This is a genomic window from Paenibacillus sp. sgz302114 (assembly GCF_056120345.1).
The window spans coordinates 723255-741522 of the sequence record NZ_JBVYOI010000002.1 but is presented as its reverse complement, the minus strand read 5'-3'; the positions used below and the strand labels follow the sequence as shown (position 1 = coordinate 741522).

The window sequence follows — 18268 nt, the reverse complement described above, 5'->3', positions numbered from 1 at the left end:
TCTGGCAGAGGGCACCTTTTCTACCTTCCTATGCCTGTAATAACGAAGTGCATGGAGTTCCTTGGCATCCGCGCGAATTGCTCAAGGCAATGGGAAAAGCCTATGGGCAAGGTGGTGACCGAGGCTACTAGGCGAGAGAGGCTTTTCCCGCTCTTGCGTGATCATTCGGGGCTCGTCGAGTGCTGATAGAAGTTTCTGAGAGTGTCCGATTGAATCGACACTCTCTATTTGAGTTCTCAGCTCCGCCAAGCAGCGGATTTCGGTTGGTTCCTTAACTGAGAGTGCTGTCAGCACCTTCCCGAATGAAGTACGGGACTGAGCTGAAGGCAGTCTAATGGAATGGCCGCTGTCCTATTGGACGGAGCGTTTTGTTATTTCCTCTTAAAGTCAAACCTCGGATTCTCGGAACGACTGTGGCGACTTCCCGGTATATTTGCGGAACGTCCGCGAGAAATAATGAACGGAGCTGAAGTGGTACTTGTCTGCAATTTGCATAACGCTTAGGTTGGAAGAACGGAGGTCCTCCTTAGCTCTGCTGATTCGGAACTGATTCATATACTGGATCGGCGATAGACCAGTTGTTCGCTTGAAGAGGTCGAAGAAATAGCCTCTGCTGACACCGAGAGAATCAGAGTAGCTCTCAATGACAATATCGGCACCGCTCAGCAGATCAACCTCGATGCGCTCCAACAGCTTGCTGATGCGAGGATCTGGAATATGCGACTCTTGCAGCGAGAACGTTAAGAAGTGATGGATGAATTCGGCAAAATGGCTCTGTGCTGACATGCTCCGCAAAAAGGTCCGCTCATTCGTGTGCTCATTCGATATGAAGCTTCGCTGCAGCAGGTCGGTCCAGTTCAGCAGCGATGCGCTCACGTTTGCGATTTCGGGCAGGGGGAAAGGGAATTTATCGCCCAGCAGCTCCATATGCAGCAAATCGCGATCGTAGCAGATCGGAGCTGTTTCATCCTTAAAGACAGCTGTGCGATCGACGTAAGACCAATCGAAATAGCAGCATACTTTGGTCATCGGTTCGTTCTCATCCGCGAGCCAGCCATGCGGTTGTCCAGGTTCCATGTAGACCATCATGCCAGGGTAGACTTCGTAATCGACACCTCGCAGCCGGAAGAAGCCCTTCCCCTCCGTAATGAAGTAGATGGAGCTTGCATAGACGAATCTATTTAGGCTGGTCTGTCCGCGATAAAAGTGATATTTGGTGGCGTAGTAGACATAAGGGTGAAATTTAGAGAAATCCATCGCAGCCGTATCCCTTCTTAAGTGGTGTTCTTCACCCGAATTGACCTGACTATTGTGCAACTGTCTGACTGTGAGCTAAATACAATTCAGGACGCCCTCTGGTACATTAAATATAACATATCACTTATTCGAGAAGGGGCTGCGTAGGATGTCTAGCGAGTTGAAATTGTTCAATGATGAGCAGATGATTCAATTTATTACGAAGGGTTATGTCGTTCTTCAGAATGAATTGCCGGAGGAACTGCACCGGAGCGTGATGAATCAAATCGACTTCGCCTTTCAGAATGAAGGGAATCCCGGCAATAACATATTGCCGCGAGTACCGGACATCCAGAAGTTCTTTGAGACGCCGGTTACGAAGGGCGCGCTGACCAGTGTTCTGGGACCTGACTATTATATGCATCCACATCGCCATATGCACTACAATCAGCCGGGCAACGGGAAGCCAGGCGGCGGAGAATGGCATAAAGACGGCTTCTGGTCATCCATGCGCAGCCATCGTCCATGGTGGGTGATGATGTTCTATTACACGCAGGATATTACGGAAGATATGGGCCCGACGGCGATCATGCCAGGCTCCCAATATAATGAAAAGTTTCAGAACGGGCCGGAGCTGCTGCCGACCGGTAAGGCGGGCACTATCGCGCTCGTTCACTTCGACCTCTGGCACAAGGCTTCGTTGAATACGTCGAATATTGACCGCTATATGCTCAAGTTCCAATTCGTCCGTCTAGCTGAGCCCGTATCGCCAAGCTGGAATCATACGAATGCCGTGCCAGCGTTCCCTTCGGACGCGCCCGATGCGCATTTGAATTTGTGGCATGATGTATGGAGCTGGCTCAAGGGAGAACAGAGCTTCGCGACTGCATTGGGCGGCAGCACCGCAGAAGTTCCTGCATTAATCGAAGCATTGTCGAGCGAGAATGAAGTCATTCGAGGCGGGGCAGCTGACAAGCTCGGCTTGATCGGCAAGGCAGCTGAGGCTGCGGTTCCGAAGCTGACGGAGCTAATTCGCGATTCGTCTGAGAATGTGGCGCTGAATGCTAGCTATGCGCTTGGGCATATTGGGAAATCCGGTACGACAGCTTTGCTAAGGGAGTTGGGGGACGGGTCCAAGTTAACGGCGCAGCGTGCGGCCTATGGACTTCAAGCGGCGGGGGAAGAGGCCATTCCAGGTCTTATTCGGCTTCTGGCACTTGGAGAAGAGAACAGTCGAGCACTTGCAGCCTTCGTGCTGGGCATGCTTGGAGCGGTGGCTTCTTCCGCTGTTCCATCATTAATCGTTGCATTGAATGATGTGAGCGAGTGGGTTCGCCGCAACGTTGTGGAGGCGCTCGGCATGATCGGCGAGCCAGCGGATGAGACGATTCCGGCGCTCGTGAGAACGCTCGAAGAAGCGGTTGCGAAGGAGTCCGCGGCGGATATGGAAAATGGCAGCACCGGCTCGTACGTGTACAATCAAGAATATATTACGAACAAAATCGCTTATACGGCGGCATTATCCTTACTGCGAATCGGCAAACTCGGCGATGCGGATCTGGTCATCAACGGGCTGGAGGCCGGCCTTCAGAGTCGGGACCGTTACGCACGTGCCTATGCTTTCGAAGCGCTGACGGCTATCCGCACGGATCGGGCGGTAGATGTGTTGATTAGGAATTACCGCGCTGCACGCTGGTGCCCGGATACGCATAAATCAAGCACGTTTTAAGAGCGACGATTATGGAGGGAGATCTTATTTTATGAAGATTACGAGCGCGAAGAGCTTTATTCTGCATGTTCCGATTACGCCGCCAATCACGGACGCGATCAATGTAGCGTCGCACTGGGGCGTTACCGGCGTCCGCATTGAAACGGACGAAGGCATTACCGGATACGGCTATACCGGAACGACCGCCAAGGGCGATGAGATGATTGCCGATACGATTGATCGGTACTATGCCCCAACGCTCGTTGGCAAAGATCCGACGATGATCAAGCAAATTTGGGATGAGCTGCGATTTGGCCCGATGCACTGGATTGGTCGTGCGGGTATTACGCATATGGCGCTTGCGGCTGTTGATATTGCGCTGTGGGATATCGTCTCGAAGGCTGCGAATAAGCCGCTCTGGCAATATCTTGGCGGACATAAGCCGGATAAGATTAAAGCGTACAATACGAACGGCGGCTGGCTCAATTGGAGCAAAGAGCGTTTAATCTCAGACATTACGAGCATCGTGGATCAGGGCTTCTCTGCGGTGAAGATGAAAGTCGGCAAACCGGATCCGCGCGAAGATTTCGACCGTGTGCAAGCGGTGCGCAAGGCAATCGGCGATGATATCGGCCTCATGATCGACGTGAATCAGCAGTGGAATATTACAACTGCCATGACGTGGGGGAAGAAGCTGGAGCAGTTTGATCTGATGTGGCTCGAAGAGCCGCTTAACCCGGACGATATTGCGGGACATCGTAAACTGGCGGATGAGCTGAACGTGCCGATTGCGCTAGGCGAGCATGTTTACAACAAGTATGCTTTCCGCGATTACATCCATCAAGGCGCTGTGGAGTATGTGCAGGTTGACGTTACGCGTGTAGGCGGCGTAACCGAATGGCTGCAGGTAGCGGGACTCGCTGCGGCGTATGACTTGCCGATCTGTCCGCATGTCGGCGACATGGGCCAAATTCATCAGCATTTGGTGGCATCGACGCAGAACGCGATCATGCTGGAGTACATCCCATGGATTCGGCATATCTTCGAAGAGCCGGCTACTGTCGTTGACGGTTACTACAAGCTGCCCGAGCAGCCTGGAGCTTCGACGACCATTATTCCCCGCTACTTTGATGAGTATCGGATTCGGTAGAGAATGCAGGCATAAGAAAAGAAACTGCCCAGTTTAAAGAGGGCAGTTTCTTTTGTTATTGCCGCGTTTGTTTAATAAGTAGTACCCGGCGGGTGTCTTCACGACGAGAAGCGCAGAAGCGACTCTCAATTGCCTTTCGGTAATGCCGAGAGATCGAATACGATCTCTCAGCGTTAATGCTTCGCTCCCCTGCACCTGGCCGAATATGCAGGTTAGGCGCTCCTGCTGCGGCTTCCCGTCTGCGCCTTACTCTTCTTCGGCGCAGAGCGCCGAATGAAGGCGCGGGCAATCGTTAAGAGCAGCACAGCTGCAGCGGTGACGAAGTATACGACCCGGATGACTGGAAGCTGAGTATCCGTTCCGAGGAAGTAGCCGTGGATAAAGGCCATGATGAAGATCGGGTACGAGGATAGATGGATAAGGAACCAGAGCCTCTTCTTCAGCTTATTGCGCAGATCGGTCGTCAGTATGACGGTAAGCATGCCGTAAGCTGCAAGAGTACCGAGCCCGTTCAGGACAGGATGATTGCGAGCGGCAAAAGGAACAAGGAGCTCGCGCCATGAGAAAGGCATATACGTGTCGATGACGGTGAATACGCCATGCAAGAGACCGACAGCAGTCCCGCTAATGGTTAGAAAGCTGTGCAGCTTATAAATATCCGCCTTGCTCTCCCGCGACCACTGGGGATAGCTATATAGAATGCCGAGACAGATGCCGAGCGCGAGCATCACGTAAGATGCGACGCCAAGCGTACGAATTATCGGCCATGTGGGCAAGTCCACAATATATGAAATCATAGGTAGGCCTCACCTCTCATCTCTCATCTTTTCTTTGCCTAAGTGTGCCAATGCGCATAATCAATTGAGACACTGCGCCATTTGGAAGCGGACTCGAAGGAGGAACGGCTGCCGCAGTAATGGACGCGCCGGTCCCCGCCGAACAGCAGCGCTTCATACTGGTTCGTCTTGTTCTTGAACCGTGTAATCCCTTCGGCAGCGCCAAGAATACATATCGTCTTCGCCCAAATCTCACAAGTGACAGCATCCGGGCCTGTCACTGTGCATTGCTCGACATCGCTGCGGCTTGGCTGCCATGTTCGCGGATCCAGCAGATGATGCTGCTCATCGCCGCCTGCTGCATGCCAGCGTCTTCCGAGCTTGCTCGAAGTAGCTGCCGCGCCATCACAGAGCGCAAGTACGCCAATATCCTCTCCTTGCTGCCACGGATGCTCAATCGCCACGAGCCAGGGATCAGACTGAGGCGCACCCCAGACGGCGAGGTCCCCGCCGGCGTTGATCATCCCTTGCGTCATAGCAAGCTTCCTCATCATATAGCTCGCTAGCCGCTGAACGGACCAGCCTTTGACGATGCCGCCTAAGTCGAGCGGGGCATGCAGCAAGACGGACTTCATGCGGGGATCAATATCCATAGCAGTCTGGCTTTCAGGATGGGCCGCCTTCGCATTCATCGACACAGAAGCGGGCTTCGTTGTCCCTGTTTCCGCAATGAGACGAGACGCCAATTGCTCGAATGAACGATCGTAGCCGCAAGTCTCAATCGCAGCAAGCATACACGGATCGAAGATCCCGCCTGTCTCGCTGCGATAATGCTCCGCGAGCAACAGCACCTCCAGCATCGCATCCGAAATCATGCATCGCTCTCCGATGCGCCGGTTCAATCGACTCAGCTCGCTTTCCTCGCGGAAACGGGTGAAGCGCAGCTCCGTCTTCTGGAACCAGTCCTCGGCGAATCTAGCTATGCCTCGCACCTTGGCTTCCTGCTCAATGGCGAACTTCATTTCAATCTTCGTATTCATCGCCTTTGTACGGAATTGATGCAGCGTCGTATTCACGAGCGACCATCCTCCTCACTCACTTATCCGCTATGAGCGCTCCGTGCGCGTATGTCTCGATGGGGACGACATCTCTCCATCCCCGAACCGCCCTGCGTCATCACTGCCTTGATTATTGCTGTTATCGTTGAACCTATCGTCATACCCGCCGCCATTGCCGGCATTACCGTTATTGTCATCGCTAAAATAGCTGTTGATGTCATCATCATTCATGACCGTATCTGGCGCATTCGCATCATCCGTCACCGATGGAGGAGACTGTGGCGCCTGCTCGGCATACGCCTCCTTGAAGGCCTCGCTCGTTCGCACCGCTTGGAACAGAAGCACGATCCCGAGGGTGGCAACAGCGCCGATTTTCCATTTTCGCCACTTCTTCTGTTTCATAGAATAATGTACACCTACTTTCCGGTTCATATATCTTCATTATATAGGAGCAAGATGAAGTTAAGATGAGATTTAATAGAACAGCCGCAAGAAGACCCCTAAAGATGACCCATGAAAAACCGTTGACCAGCCGTTAAACGAGGGGTTATGCTTACCGATAGAATGCGGCACCCGTAAGAGAAGACAGCAATAATAAGCAATATGAGGTGGAGCAATTGATAGGTAATGGAGCTTGGCGCGCGCAGTGGACGACGGATGTAAGATTGAATGTGCTGGCAGGCATGACGGCTACGCTGGCGCTTATCCCGGATTCATTGGCATTTTCGTTCATGGCAGGCGTGCCGCCGCAGGTAGGTATTTATGCGACAATTTGTATTTTGCTCGTCATTACGTTCTTGGGCGGAAGACCGGGGATGATCTCGGCAGCTGCTGGCTCGATGTCAGTACTAATGCTAACCCTTGTGAAAGAACATGGCATTGCATATCTTTTCGCTGCTACGGTATTGACCGGAATCATTCAATATTTGATGGGTGTGTTTAAGCTTGGCAAACTCGTAAACTATGTACCGCAGCCTGTTCTCACGGGCTTCGTGAATGCCCTGGCGATCATGATCTTTCTATCGCAGCTTCGTTATTTAACAGATGGGTCATGGATGATGTACGTGCTCGTTGCCGCGGCGCTGCTTATTATTTATGTATTGCCAAGGTATTTCAAAGCCGTTCCTTCGCCGCTCGCAGCCGTTGCGGTGCTGACGCTCGTCGCATGGATGTTCGGCCTTGGCGATGTGACGCGCATTGGCGATATTGCGGCGATTGATGCGTCACTGCCGTCATTCCTGCTGCCGGACGTACCCATCTCCTGGGACACTTTCTTCATTATATTGCCGTACTCTCTCTCGCTCGCGGTTGTCGGTTTCACCGAGACGATGCTGACACAGAATCTGCTGGATGAGATGACGGGCGAGAAGACGGATAAGAACAAAGAAATGCGCGGTCAAGGCATCGCCAACTTCATTGCAGGCTTCTTCGGAGGGATGGCAGGGTGTGCGCTTGTGGCGGAGTCGGTGCTTAATGTGAAAATGGGCGGTCGAAACCGTCTGTCAATGCTCGTGGCAGCGTTGTTTCTGCTGCTGCTCGTCGTGGTGCTGGGCGATTTGCTGTCGCTTATTCCGATGGCGGCGCTCGTTGGCATTATGCTTATGGTATGCGTAGCGATCTTCGATTGGAAATCCGTCTTCCAGCTTCATAAAGTACCGGCTGCGGAAACGATTGTCATGCTCGTCACCGTTGCATCGGTTGTTGCTACCCATGATCTCGCGGTCGGGGTCATCGCAGGCGTCATTGTAAGTGCCTTGCTCGTTCTGCTTCGCAGAGGAAATGTGAAGCGAGAAGGAGCGCATGAACAGTAGCTAAGAGAGGAGCGGGCTGCCTTGCTGGAGCGCAAATACAGTTTGTACGATCCGTTATGGCGTGATGGGGGCGATTACCGTCCTCATATTGTCGCGTATTACTTTAAGCAGTGGGTCGATTTTCATATGGACGTTCATTCGCATGATGCGATCGAGTTCATGTATGTCATCTCTGGCACCTGTGTCGTCGAGACGGAAGCGGGGGCGACGGCGATGCGCAAAGGCGATCTCATTCTGCTCGATGCCGGCGTTCCGCACAACTTAATCGTGGAGAAGGACAGCCCGTGCCGGATGCTTAACGTCGAGTTCACGTTTACTGCTTGCGACGGTATCTATCCCTCGATGAAACAGCTGGCGGAGTGCAATGCACCGTTGTCACAGTTGTTGGAACGGCATCAGAACTCCATCGTGCTGCGCGACCCGAGCGATATCCATCATATCCTCAAAAGCATCGTTATGGAGCTGGACACTAGCGGTTCAGGCTCGCACAACGACAGTATGACGCATCTCTTGTTATCACAGCTGCTAGTTCGTGTTGCGAGATTGGCAGCGGAAGAGCCGGCGGATCAGGCGGCAGCGGCTTCGCTCAATCAGCGCTATGTGCGCAAAGCGGCGGAGTATATGCATCAGCATTATGATTGCGAGATTCAAGTGAAGGATATTGCCGCGGCTGTCAGCCTGCATCCGGTATATCTTCAGCGGATATTCAAGGCGACGATGCACATGACCATAACTGAATATTTGGCTGAACTCCGGGTCGAGAAGGCGAAAATGCTCCTTGCCCGAACGGACATTCCTATTATCGATATCGCCGACTATATTGGGCTTAACAGCCGGCAATATTTCAGCATGCTGTTCAAGAAAGTAACCGGGCTGTCACCGGCTGCTTACCGCAAATCCATTGAAATCAGGCGGCATGGATAACGATTCAGGTTGCAATAGTTGACATTAAGATGGCAAAGCTGTTGGAAATGTGGAAACGCCTTCATGCTGACTCCTGCTACAATAATGATGATGAATCAAGCTGGTTCCCCAATATTATTGATGCAGGAGGGGTTTCGATTGTCATTTAAAGTGACCTTTATTGGAGCAGGAAGTATCGGGTTTACTCGCGGACTGCTGCGGGATTTGCTGGCTGTACCCGAGTTCCGCAATATTGAGATTGCATTCACGGACATTAACGCGCATAACCTCGAGATGGTTACGCAGCTTTGCCAACGGGATATTAATGAGAACGGGCTGAACATCACCATAGAGCCGACGACTGACCGTAGAGAAGCGCTTCGCGGTGCGAAATATGTCCTATGCGTCGTACGGATCGGAGGACTTGAAGCGTTCCAGCATGATGTGGACATTCCGCTCAAATACGGCGTCGACCAGTGTGTAGGCGATACGCTTTGCGCCGGAGGAATTATGTACGGACAGCGCGGCATTGCAGCGATGCTCGATATTTGCAAAGACATCCGCGAGATGGCGGACCCGAATGTGCTGCTGCTCAACTATGCGAATCCGATGGCGATGCTCACATGGGCATGCAACAAGTACGGCGGCGTTCGTACGATCGGCCTGTGCCACGGCGTGCAAGGAGGCCATCATCAAATCGCGAATGCCTTCGGCCTTGAGAAGAAGGAAGTCGATATCATCTGCGCGGGCATCAACCATCAGACATGGTATGTGTCCATCAAGCATAACGGCGTCGACAAGACAGGCGAGCTGCTCGAGGCATTCGAGAAGCATCCGGAATACAGCAAGACCGAGAAAGTGCGCATCGATATGCTTCGCAGATTCGGCTACTATTCCACAGAATCCAATGGCCATCTGAGCGAATATGTACCTTGGTACCGCAAACGCGCGGATGAGATCAATGATTGGATCGATATGGGCGTCTGGATCAATGGCGAGACGGGCGGCTACTTGCGCGTATGTACAGAGGGGCGTCACTGGTTCGAAACGGACTTCCCGAACTGGATGAAAGGCGATCCGTATGTGTACTCGGGGGATAAGCGTTCAGAGGAACACGGCTCTTATATAATAGAAGGCTTAGAAACAGGCCGCTTGTACCGCGGACATTTCAACGTGGTGAATAACGGCGTCATTACGAACCTGCCGAATGATGCAATCATTGAAGCGCCGGGTTATGTCGATGCGAACGGCATTAACATGCCGGTTGTCGGCGATCTGCCGCTCGGCCCCGCAGCGGTATGTAACGTAAGCATATCCGTGCAGCGGCTTGCTGTCGAAGCGGCTGTTCGCGGCGATGATAAGCTGCTGCGCCAAGCGATGATGATGGATCCGCTCGTTGGCGCGGTGTGCAATCCGAAAGAGATTTGGCAGATGGTCGACGAGCTGCTCGTTGCACAGGAGAAATGGCTGCCGCAGTACGGCGCGTCAATCGAAGAGGCAAAACAGCGGCTTGCTAGCGGCAACCTTATCCCGACGCGCGACGATTACCGCGGAGCTGCGCGCCTCAAGACCAAATCGGTCGAAGAGATGATGGAGGATCGCGAAGCGGCAACGCTCAATGCAGGCGAGGCGGACAAAGCGAAAGCAGCGCATTAATAGAAGAAGGGGATTGCTCCACCGCGGCATATGCTCGCGGGGGGCAATCCCCTTTGTATAATTAACGTTTCGGATAGAGCGGATAGTCAACAGTGGATGGTACATCAATCAGGATAAGACGAAGCGGCTTATCGCCGGCTGCTGTGATGATCGCTTCTTCGGTTTGGTCGGCTCTCGCCACGATGAAGTCTTTGTGATTGAACGCTGTATCCTTCCCAGCTTGCGATGCATAGGTCCACGAACCGTCGCCGCGGATAGCAAGGGCAGTAAGCGTGCGTCCAGCTTCAATGGTTTGGCTGTATGTCGCGCCAGCCTGGAGCTCAACATCCCACATTTGCGCATCAGCTACGATGGAGATCGGCGAACCGTAGCCCATCACTGTTTTTTTCGCGAAGCCCTCGCCCTTAGCGATTGGGAACTCTTCATGCTCGTACTGGTTGTACGTTGGTTTTGTTTTCACCGCTTCCTGAACGGATGGCTCGAACCAAATTTGGAAGCCTTCCATGTCAGGGCCGACGAAGCGCTCTTCATGGCTGACGCCGGAACCGGTCTGCATGAGCTGCACGCCGCCTGCGCCAATGGTGCTCTTCGTTCCGAGCGTATCGCCATGCTCAGCTTTGCCTGCTACGACATACGTCATAATTTCGAACGCTTGATGCGGGTGAAGCGGAATATAGCCGTCTTTCTTCGAATGAGCCCATGCCCAGTAGAACAGAGTGCTCACGCGTTTCACTACCGAGCCTTCGCCAGGGAAGCCGATTGGCTTCTGCTCCGTAATTTTGCCACCGTCAAAAGCGCCTGTTGCTTGCATTGTTGGTCCGTATACGAGTGTCTGTATCATAATGAATTCCTCCTAATAAATGTAGTTTGTTATTTAGTCGTTTCATTTAAGCATTAGCCGATTGCGTATTCGCCAGCGCCGATCAGCGCAAGTCCGATTGCTACTGCGATCAAGATGATGTTGTATTCCATACCGTTCTGTGTCACCCAGAAGCCGTTCTTACGATGAACCGAGATAATTGCTCCAAGCATTGTCAGTACGAGCAGCACCGCTGCAGGAACCATCCAGAAACCGAGGACGAACAGAAGACCTCCAGCCAATTCCGCCAATCCAGCTAATAAAGCAATCAATACGCCAGGCTTCAAGCCGATGGAATCCATCCAGCTGCCGGTTCCTTTGAGACCATACCCGCCTAACCATCCAAACAGCTTCTGCACCCCGTGACCTGCAAACGTTAACCCAACAACAACGCGAATAATTAATAATCCTAATGCGATACTCATGATGACATTTCTCCTTCATATTTATTTAATATTTTAATTTCTTAAAGTTAAGATATTTGTTAAAACGAAGTCAGCGCACCAGTCTGATCGACTAAGTGAAGCTGCTCTGTGCGGCAATGCCGAGCTTCTTCAACAGGTGAATCGCTTGCGCTCGTTCCTCTTCGGTTAATCCGCTGACGGCTTTGCCGATTGCTTCTTTATGAAGTGGAAAGATCGAATCGAGCAGCGCTGTGCCTTGCTCCGTAATTTCCGCGAAAATCACTCTGCGGTCTGTAGGGCACGCCTTCCGCTGGGCCAATCCTTTGCCAGCAAGCTTGTCGATGACGTAGGTAATATTGCCGCTAGTCATCAAGATCTTCTCGCCAATCTGCTGAAGCGGCTGCTCGCCCTTATGATAGAGAAGCTCAAGGACAGCGAACTCAGTCGGATTGAGGCCATGCTTGCGAATATCCTGATGGACGTGGGCGGTGACCCACTGGCTTGCCCGGGACAAGACGACGAATAATTGAAGTTCATTGCTTGATTGCTGTTCAATCGGTTCACTCATCATGCGCTCACCTCGGTTGTAGTAATCTCAACATCAAATATCTTAACTTAAAGATAAATGAATTTGAACCAATTGTCAAGCGTCTTTATTGAAAAAAGGGCTGAAGCGCCAATCTTGCGCTTCAGCCTATACATTATGTGTGATTTTTAGCACGCTGCTGCTGAACATTAAGTGGCGCTGGGACTTCGTTGCCGCCAGCAAACTGATGTTTAACAAGCTTATTAAAGGAAGCGAACCACGGCGTAAGAGAATGTCCGGCCCAAGCTTCCTGCGCGTATTGAATAAGATGGTTGTTGAACTCTTTGTTCGCCGAGATGTGTACTTCCTGTACGGCAGGCGCCAGACGGCGGACATGAACAGCGATTGTCTGCTTCAGCTCGCCAGAGATCTGATTGTGATCATTAATGGAAAGCGCAGAGTTATATGGCGTCACCATTCGCTGGTTATTCCAATACGGGCTTCCATTCTCTACATTATATACGCCCTGAGTCGAGCCTGAATTGTTCTGCTCTTTTGGGCCGCCGCTCTTCCGGGTGCCGGTTGCGGTCCAATCTGTCGTAATTGCGACGTACGCATTCTTATCTGTAAGAAATACAAGCGCGCCGGCTACTCCGTTAATGCTCGACACATCGCTTGAAATAAGCGAGCTGTACTCAAACCAGTGGTTATCATGCTGTCCGGGCAATCCGCTCATTGTGCCGTACATGCGGCTGCCGAGCATTTTCGGGTCGCCTTTTTGCTTCGTGCCATAATCGTAGGTGCTGTTCTGGACACGGCGTTCATAATTACAGCCGCTTAAAGCGAGTCCTAGCACGGTAACTGAGGCAATCAGGATGAGAAAAGAACGATAAGCTTCACGCTTTTTCATTAAGGGTAGCTCCTTTCATAAACCTATGTTTAGAATGGGCCCGAAAGAAGCAAATATGCATGCTGTTTCAATACATAAAGAACCATGGTTTTTGCACACAATGTAGGATAGACATGGAGGCTTCAACCTATCGATTGGCAAGTGCAAAAAACGAAAAAAACGGCGAGTTTACTGGTATGAGAACAATTTGTGAACACTGCTGGGAAGATTGACAAATAGCACCTCCAACTTTATATTAAATAAAGTGATTAGATTGCGGAAGTTGTCTAACATCTTGGATTTCACGCAGCACAGCCGCTTTTTGCGCCATCATTACGGCAGCTGCGAAAACGTAAAAAGTGGGGTTGATTGATGATGAATCGGTGGCACGTTCTAAAACGGCTTATGCCGCTTCTTGTCGGAATGGTGTTGCTGCTGTCAGCATGTGGACGAGCAGACTTATCTACACTTAGACCGCAAGGGCCGGTTGCCGAAGAACAGTTTGGACTAATGAAATTAACGATCATGATCATGGTTCTGGTCGTTCTGGTTGTGTTTGCAATTGCAGTATACGTTATTATTCGTTTCCGCCGTCGTCCAGGTGATAAGTCAATTCCTGTACAAGTGGAAGGAAACCACAAACTCGAGATTATTTGGACAGTTATCCCGATTGTCCTTCTGATCATTCTTGGTGTGCCAACAGTTAAGTCTGTATTCGGACTTGCGAAGGACTACACCCATGACCCGAAAGCCATTCAAATTCACGTAACAGCTCACCAATATTGGTGGGAATTCGAATACCCTAATCTGGGCGTGAAGACAGCGCAAGAGCTGATCATCCCGAATGATGCGGTTATCTCGGTTGAAGCGAAAACAGCAGACGTTCTTCACTCGTTCTGGATTCCTTCGCTGGCTGGTAAGACAGATACAAACCCAGGCGGCAACGTGAACACTATGTACTTCGAAGCGCCTAAGACAGGCGTTTACCTTGGTAAATGTGCTGAGCTTTGCGGACCATCTCACTCCTTGATGGATTTCAAAGTTAAAGTTGTTGACCGTGCATCCTTCGATCGCTGGGTAGCGGCAATGAAGAACCCCGTTCAGCTTCCGGATGATTCGCAGGTTGCTGACCTTCTCAATAAACAGTGCTTGTCTTGCCACGCAATCGGCGACAAAGGCGTACAGCTGTATCCGAACCTGACAGGTATCGGGAGCCGTCAAGCTGTTGCAGGTATTCTCGTGAATACAGACAAACCGGAATATAAGAACGAAGGCTCCGTTGAGGACAACCTGAAGAGATGGATCAAGGATCCTCAAAAAGTGAAACCAGGCACGCTTATGCCGAAGGTTGACCTTACTGACGATCAGATTAATGCCATCGCGAAATACTTGGCAGGCTTGAAGCTAGAATATTAATTCTTAGGAATGAAGGAGGTACCTACTTTGGCTCACGGACATAAGGTGAAACGGTATACCGGTCTGAAGGACTGGCTAACTACCGTAGACCATAAAAAAATCGGCATTCTGTACTTGCTGTCAGGCGGATTCTTCTTCCTGGTCGGCGGTTTGGAAGCACTCCTGATTCGGATTCAGTTGTGGAAGCCGCTCAACGATTTCGTTGCGGCACATACATTCAACGAATTGTTGACGATGCACGGTACAACAATGATCTTCCTTGCGGCGATGCCGATCATCTTCGCATTAATGAATGCGATCGTACCTTTGCAGATCGGTGCACGCGACGTAGCGTTCCCGTTCGTTAATGCGATTGGCTTCTGGACATTCTTCGCAGGCGGGGTCCTGCTGAATGTCAGCTGGTTCGCAGGCGGTGCGCCGGATGCGGGCTGGACAGCATACGCTCCGCTCTCGACATCGACGTACAGCTCGACACACGGCCTTGACTACTACGTAATTGGTCTTCAAATCGCCGGTATCGGTACGCTGGTCGGTGGTATTAACTTCTTGGCTACAATCATTAACATGCGCGCTCCTGGCATGAGCTTCATGCGTATGCCGATGTTTACTTGGTCGGCGTTTATCACGTCCGCTCTGATCTTGTTCGCTTTCCCAGCACTTACTGTAGGTTTGGTAGCGATGATGTTCGACCGCGTGTTCAGCGGGAACTTCTTCGAACCAACTAATGGCGGTAATGCGGTTCTATGGGAGCATATCTTCTGGATTTTCGGACATCCTGAGGTTTATATCCTCATCTTGCCGGCATTCGGTGTTATCTCCGAAGTTATCAGTACGTTCTCGCGTAAGCGGTTGTTTGGTTACAGCTCCATGGTCTTTGCAACTGTATTGATCGGTTTCCTCGGCTTCATGGTTTGGGCGCATCACATGTTCACAACAGGTCTTGGACCGGTTGCGAACGCATTGTTCTCGATTGCGACAATGTTGATCGCTGTGCCAACAGGTATTAAGATCTTTAACTGGCTGTTCACCATGTGGGGCGGTTCAATCCGTTTCACAACAGCGAATCTGTTTGCAGTCGGCTTCGTTCCAACGTTCGTAATGGGCGGTGTAACAGGCGTTATGCTTGCAGCAGCTCCTGCTGACTTCCAGTATCACGATTCTTACTTCGTCGTTGCTCACTTCCACTACGTAATCGTTGGTGGATTGATTATGGGCTTGTTCTCTGGTCTATACTACTGGTGGCCAAAAATGTTCGGGCGCATGCTGAACGAAGGTCTCGGCAAACTAAGTTTCTGGACATTCTTTATCGGCTTCCACTTGACGTTCTTCGTACAGCATTTCCTTGGTTTGATGGGTATGCCGCGTCGTGTTTGGACATACCTCGACGGTATGGGCTTTAACAACCTGAATATGATTTCGACCGTCGGTGCGATGTTCATGGGTCTTGGAACGATTGTTTTCCTGATCAACATCGTCGTTACAACGATGAAACCGCGCAACGCTTCCAATGATCCATGGGAAGATGGTCGTACGCTGGAGTGGTCCATTCCTTCTCCTGCACCTGAATACAACTTTGCACAAACTCCGCTCGTTCGCGGTTATGATGCATTCTGGAAAGAGAAGATGGAAGGCAAGAAAGAAATGGTTCCAGCAGAACCGCTTGGTCCGATTCATATGCCTTCGCCTTCGAGCCTGCCGCTCTTTATGTCGATTGGTCTGTTCATTGCAGGTCTTGGCTTCATGTATGCGAAAGGTGATTATGGCACAGGCGCTTGGGCGTGGATCTTGCATCATCACATCATTGCCATTCTAGGCCTTGCAATTACACTTGCATGTATGTTCCTACGCTCCGTATTTGACGATCATGGCTTCCATATCGAAACGGATGAAATTCTTGGGGATAAGGGGGTTAAAGCATGAGCGGACACGCACACGTAGACGGACAACTCCCTCACGAACCGGAAAAAGCAACATTAGAGGGTCGTAATAAGGTACTTGGTTTCTGGCTGTTCCTTGGCGGTGAAACGGTATTGTTCGGAACGCTGTTCTCAGCGTTCCTCGCTCTCCGCCATCAAGTTGGCGACGGCAACCCGACAGCGAATGAGCTGTTCGAGCTTCCGACTGTAGCACTTGCAACGTTCATCCTGTTGACTTCCTCGCTCACGAGCGTATTCGCGATTCAGTCGATGCATACGAACCGCGTGAAGTCGATGATCAACTGGTTGATTATTACGGTAATCTTCGGTCTTGCGTTCCTTGGCCTGGAGGTTTACGAGTTCACTAACTATGTCCACGAAGGACATAAGTTCTCCACTAGCGCATTTAGTACATCGTTCTATACACTTGTAGGCTTCCACGGCGCCCACGTATTGTTCGGGGTACTCTGGATCTCGATCTTGATCGCTCAAGTGCTCAAGAAAGGTCTGAATGTCGTTACTGCTCCTAAGATATATGTGGCTGGTATGTACTGGCACTTTATCGACGTCGTGTGGGTATTCATCTTCACCGTCGTTTACTTGATGGGAAAGGTGGGCTAACGAATGGCTGGTCAACATCATTCTGCTGCCGAAGAGAACAAACGCCATAGACACGAAGGTCCTAAGAAACATATTATCGCGTTTATTTTCTCGATCTTGCTGACCATCATTGCATTCGCAATGGTTGCCGCAGGTGAAATTAACACTACGTTTATCTACATCATGCTCGTTGCGATGGCGCTCATTCAAGTCTTCATTCAAATGGGCTTCTGGATGCATATGAAAGATCGCGGACACGTATTCCCGATCGTAGGTATTCTAGGTGGCGTGTTCGTCGTATTCACAATTGTCATCATGGCTTCTTACTGGGCTTGGTGGTAATACAGTCTCAAATTGAAGAGAGGGAGGTCCTTGCTGGCCCCCTCTTTTGCTGTAAATGAATGTGTTTGTGGAAAGGGGTACCATTATGCTCGGATTGCAATATTTTAGTTTTGACGCGCTATGGAGCCCATGGTTTTTCTTCTTTATGACAGCATTAGTCATACTCTATTTCTACTTAGCTGGACCTTGGAAGGAAAAGCATGCACCCGAGGCACCGCCTGTTACCGTGATGCAGAAGACGTTGTTCGTATCGGGGATGGTGCTCTACTATCTGGTACAGGGCGGGCCTTTTGAATTGCTTGGACATCTTATGTTTGCGTTCCATATGATCGATATGTCGGTTTCATATTTAGTCGTTCCGCCGATCATCATGTTCAGCATCCCTGCGTTTCTATGGATGGCCATGTTCTCCGCGCCATTCTGGAAGCGATTCAGATGGGCAACGCATCCGATTTTTGCGCTAATTGTGTTTAATGTATTGTTCTCGCTCTATCATTTGCCAGTCGTGCATGACTACGTAATGATTCATTTTGCTGTACACCGGATCTACTATCTCGTGCTGTTAGCGACAGCATTCTTGATGTGGTGGCAGATCACTTGCCCGATTCCGGAATGGAACCGACTTAGCGATGTACGCAAAATGGCTTATATCTTCGCAAGCGGCATGCTTCTCACGCCTGCTTGTGCGCTTATTATTTTCAACGACACGCCGATGTATGCTACGTATAATGATCCAGAGGTATGGGCGAAAGCGATGGGCTACTGTGTCTCCGGCGATCCGGCTTCACTGCTTGCTTCCTTTAAAGGGCCGGCTTTCTTCAATCTCATGTCACCTGCTGAAGATCAGCAGCTTGGCGGTATCATTATGAAGCTTGTACAAGAAGTGATGTATGGTGCCATTCTCGCCTACGTCTTCTTCCATTGGTATAAGAGAGAGCATGCCGATTCCGACGATCCGTTGCCAGAGCATGGCGCGTTTAATTAGTCGGAAACGATTCATATTAATAGAGGAATGGAC

The 18268-nt window shown here is 50.9% G+C and carries 18 protein-coding genes; 10 read left to right on the top strand and 8 right to left on the bottom strand.

Translation table 11 applies throughout. The annotated features are described in order from the left end of the window. Positions 1-387: 387 nt before the first annotated feature. Positions 388-1257: an AraC family transcriptional regulator gene (locus tag AC0LWF_RS08450; RefSeq protein WP_474651105.1), complete on the bottom strand. Its 870-nt coding sequence runs from the start codon at positions 1255-1257 to the stop codon at positions 388-390. Between the two features lie 148 nt (positions 1258-1405). Between AC0LWF_RS08450 and AC0LWF_RS08445 the strand changes: the two genes are divergently transcribed. Then, the gene (locus AC0LWF_RS08445) at positions 1406-2965 is read left to right on the top strand and encodes a HEAT repeat domain-containing protein (protein WP_474651104.1); all 1560 of its coding nucleotides are present in this window, start codon (positions 1406-1408) and stop codon (positions 2963-2965) included. A gap of 31 nt (positions 2966-2996) precedes the next feature. Continuing rightward, complete coding sequence (locus tag AC0LWF_RS08440; RefSeq protein WP_474651103.1) at positions 2997-4094, top strand: mandelate racemase/muconate lactonizing enzyme family protein; 1098 nt, start codon at positions 2997-2999, stop codon at positions 4092-4094. A gap of 212 nt (positions 4095-4306) precedes the next feature. Here AC0LWF_RS08440 and AC0LWF_RS08435 read toward each other — a convergent pair whose 3' ends face one another. Genes AC0LWF_RS08435 through AC0LWF_RS08425 form a run of 3 tightly spaced genes read right to left on the bottom strand, consistent with a single transcriptional unit; the run spans position 4307 to position 6330 of the window. Beyond that, positions 4307-4891, bottom strand: coding sequence for a ferric reductase-like transmembrane domain-containing protein (locus AC0LWF_RS08435; RefSeq protein WP_474651102.1), 585 nt, complete (start codon positions 4889-4891; stop codon positions 4307-4309). Between the two features lie 38 nt (positions 4892-4929). Further along, on the bottom strand, positions 4930-5946 hold the full coding sequence (locus AC0LWF_RS08430) for an FAD:protein FMN transferase (protein ID WP_474651101.1): 1017 nt from the start codon (positions 5944-5946) through the stop codon (positions 4930-4932). Positions 5947-5976: 30 nt separating this feature from the next. Next, positions 5977-6330, bottom strand: coding sequence for a hypothetical protein (locus AC0LWF_RS08425; protein WP_474651100.1), 354 nt, complete (start codon positions 6328-6330; stop codon positions 5977-5979). Positions 6331-6545: 215 nt separating this feature from the next. Between AC0LWF_RS08425 and AC0LWF_RS08420 the strand changes: the two genes are divergently transcribed. The 3 genes from AC0LWF_RS08420 to melA all read left to right on the top strand — a co-directional run bounded on the left by AC0LWF_RS08420 (position 6546) and on the right by melA (position 10298). Then, complete coding sequence (locus AC0LWF_RS08420) at positions 6546-7739, top strand: SulP family inorganic anion transporter (RefSeq protein WP_474651099.1); 1194 nt, start codon at positions 6546-6548, stop codon at positions 7737-7739. A gap of 21 nt (positions 7740-7760) precedes the next feature. Then, positions 7761-8663 carry an AraC family transcriptional regulator gene (locus tag AC0LWF_RS08415; protein WP_474651098.1) on the top strand — a complete coding sequence of 301 codons (903 nt, stop codon included), beginning with the start codon at positions 7761-7763 and terminating at the stop codon, positions 8661-8663. 138 nt (positions 8664-8801) lie between these two features. Then, positions 8802-10298, top strand: a complete 1497-nt coding sequence (gene melA, locus AC0LWF_RS08410) for an alpha-glucosidase/alpha-galactosidase (protein WP_474651097.1) — start codon at positions 8802-8804, stop codon at positions 10296-10298. Between the two features lie 61 nt (positions 10299-10359). Here melA and AC0LWF_RS08405 read toward each other — a convergent pair whose 3' ends face one another. The 4 genes from AC0LWF_RS08405 to AC0LWF_RS08390 form a co-directional block, all read right to left on the bottom strand. After that, the gene (locus AC0LWF_RS08405; protein WP_474651223.1) at positions 10360-11136 is read right to left on the bottom strand and encodes a pirin family protein; all 777 of its coding nucleotides are present in this window, start codon (positions 11134-11136) and stop codon (positions 10360-10362) included. Between the two features lie 56 nt (positions 11137-11192). Next, positions 11193-11582, bottom strand: a complete 390-nt coding sequence (locus AC0LWF_RS08400) for a DoxX family protein (RefSeq protein ID WP_474651096.1) — start codon at positions 11580-11582, stop codon at positions 11193-11195. 91 nt (positions 11583-11673) lie between these two features. Beyond that, positions 11674-12132 (bottom strand): MarR family winged helix-turn-helix transcriptional regulator, encoded by a 459-nt coding sequence (locus tag AC0LWF_RS08395; RefSeq protein ID WP_474651095.1) that lies wholly within the window; start codon positions 12130-12132, stop codon positions 11674-11676. Positions 12133-12262: 130 nt separating this feature from the next. Next, positions 12263-12997 carry a hypothetical protein gene (locus AC0LWF_RS08390; protein WP_474651094.1) on the bottom strand — a complete coding sequence of 245 codons (735 nt, stop codon included), beginning with the start codon at positions 12995-12997 and terminating at the stop codon, positions 12263-12265. A 351-nt stretch (positions 12998-13348) separates the two neighbouring features. Here AC0LWF_RS08390 and coxB point away from each other — a divergent pair, with 351 nt between their 5' ends. The 5 genes from coxB (at position 13349) to ctaG (ending at position 18235) form a co-directional block, all read left to right on the top strand. Then, on the top strand, positions 13349-14392 hold the full coding sequence (gene coxB, locus AC0LWF_RS08385) for a cytochrome c oxidase subunit II (RefSeq protein WP_474651093.1): 1044 nt from the start codon (positions 13349-13351) through the stop codon (positions 14390-14392). Between the two features lie 27 nt (positions 14393-14419). Next, a complete protein-coding gene (ctaD, locus tag AC0LWF_RS08380; RefSeq protein WP_474651092.1) occupies positions 14420-16312 on the top strand; it encodes a cytochrome c oxidase subunit I in 1893 nt (630 codons plus the stop codon). After that, positions 16309-16929: a cytochrome (ubi)quinol oxidase subunit III gene (locus tag AC0LWF_RS08375; RefSeq protein WP_474651091.1), complete on the top strand. Its 621-nt coding sequence runs from the start codon at positions 16309-16311 to the stop codon at positions 16927-16929. The genes ctaD and AC0LWF_RS08375 overlap by 4 nt, the downstream gene beginning before the upstream one ends. A gap of 3 nt (positions 16930-16932) precedes the next feature. Further along, entirely contained in the window at positions 16933-17250 is a 318-nt protein-coding gene (locus AC0LWF_RS08370) for a cytochrome C oxidase subunit IV family protein (RefSeq protein WP_474651090.1), read from the top strand. A gap of 85 nt (positions 17251-17335) precedes the next feature. Further along, entirely contained in the window at positions 17336-18235 is a 900-nt protein-coding gene (gene ctaG / locus AC0LWF_RS08365) for a cytochrome c oxidase assembly factor CtaG (RefSeq protein WP_474651089.1), read from the top strand. Positions 18236-18268: the final 33 nt, after the last annotated feature.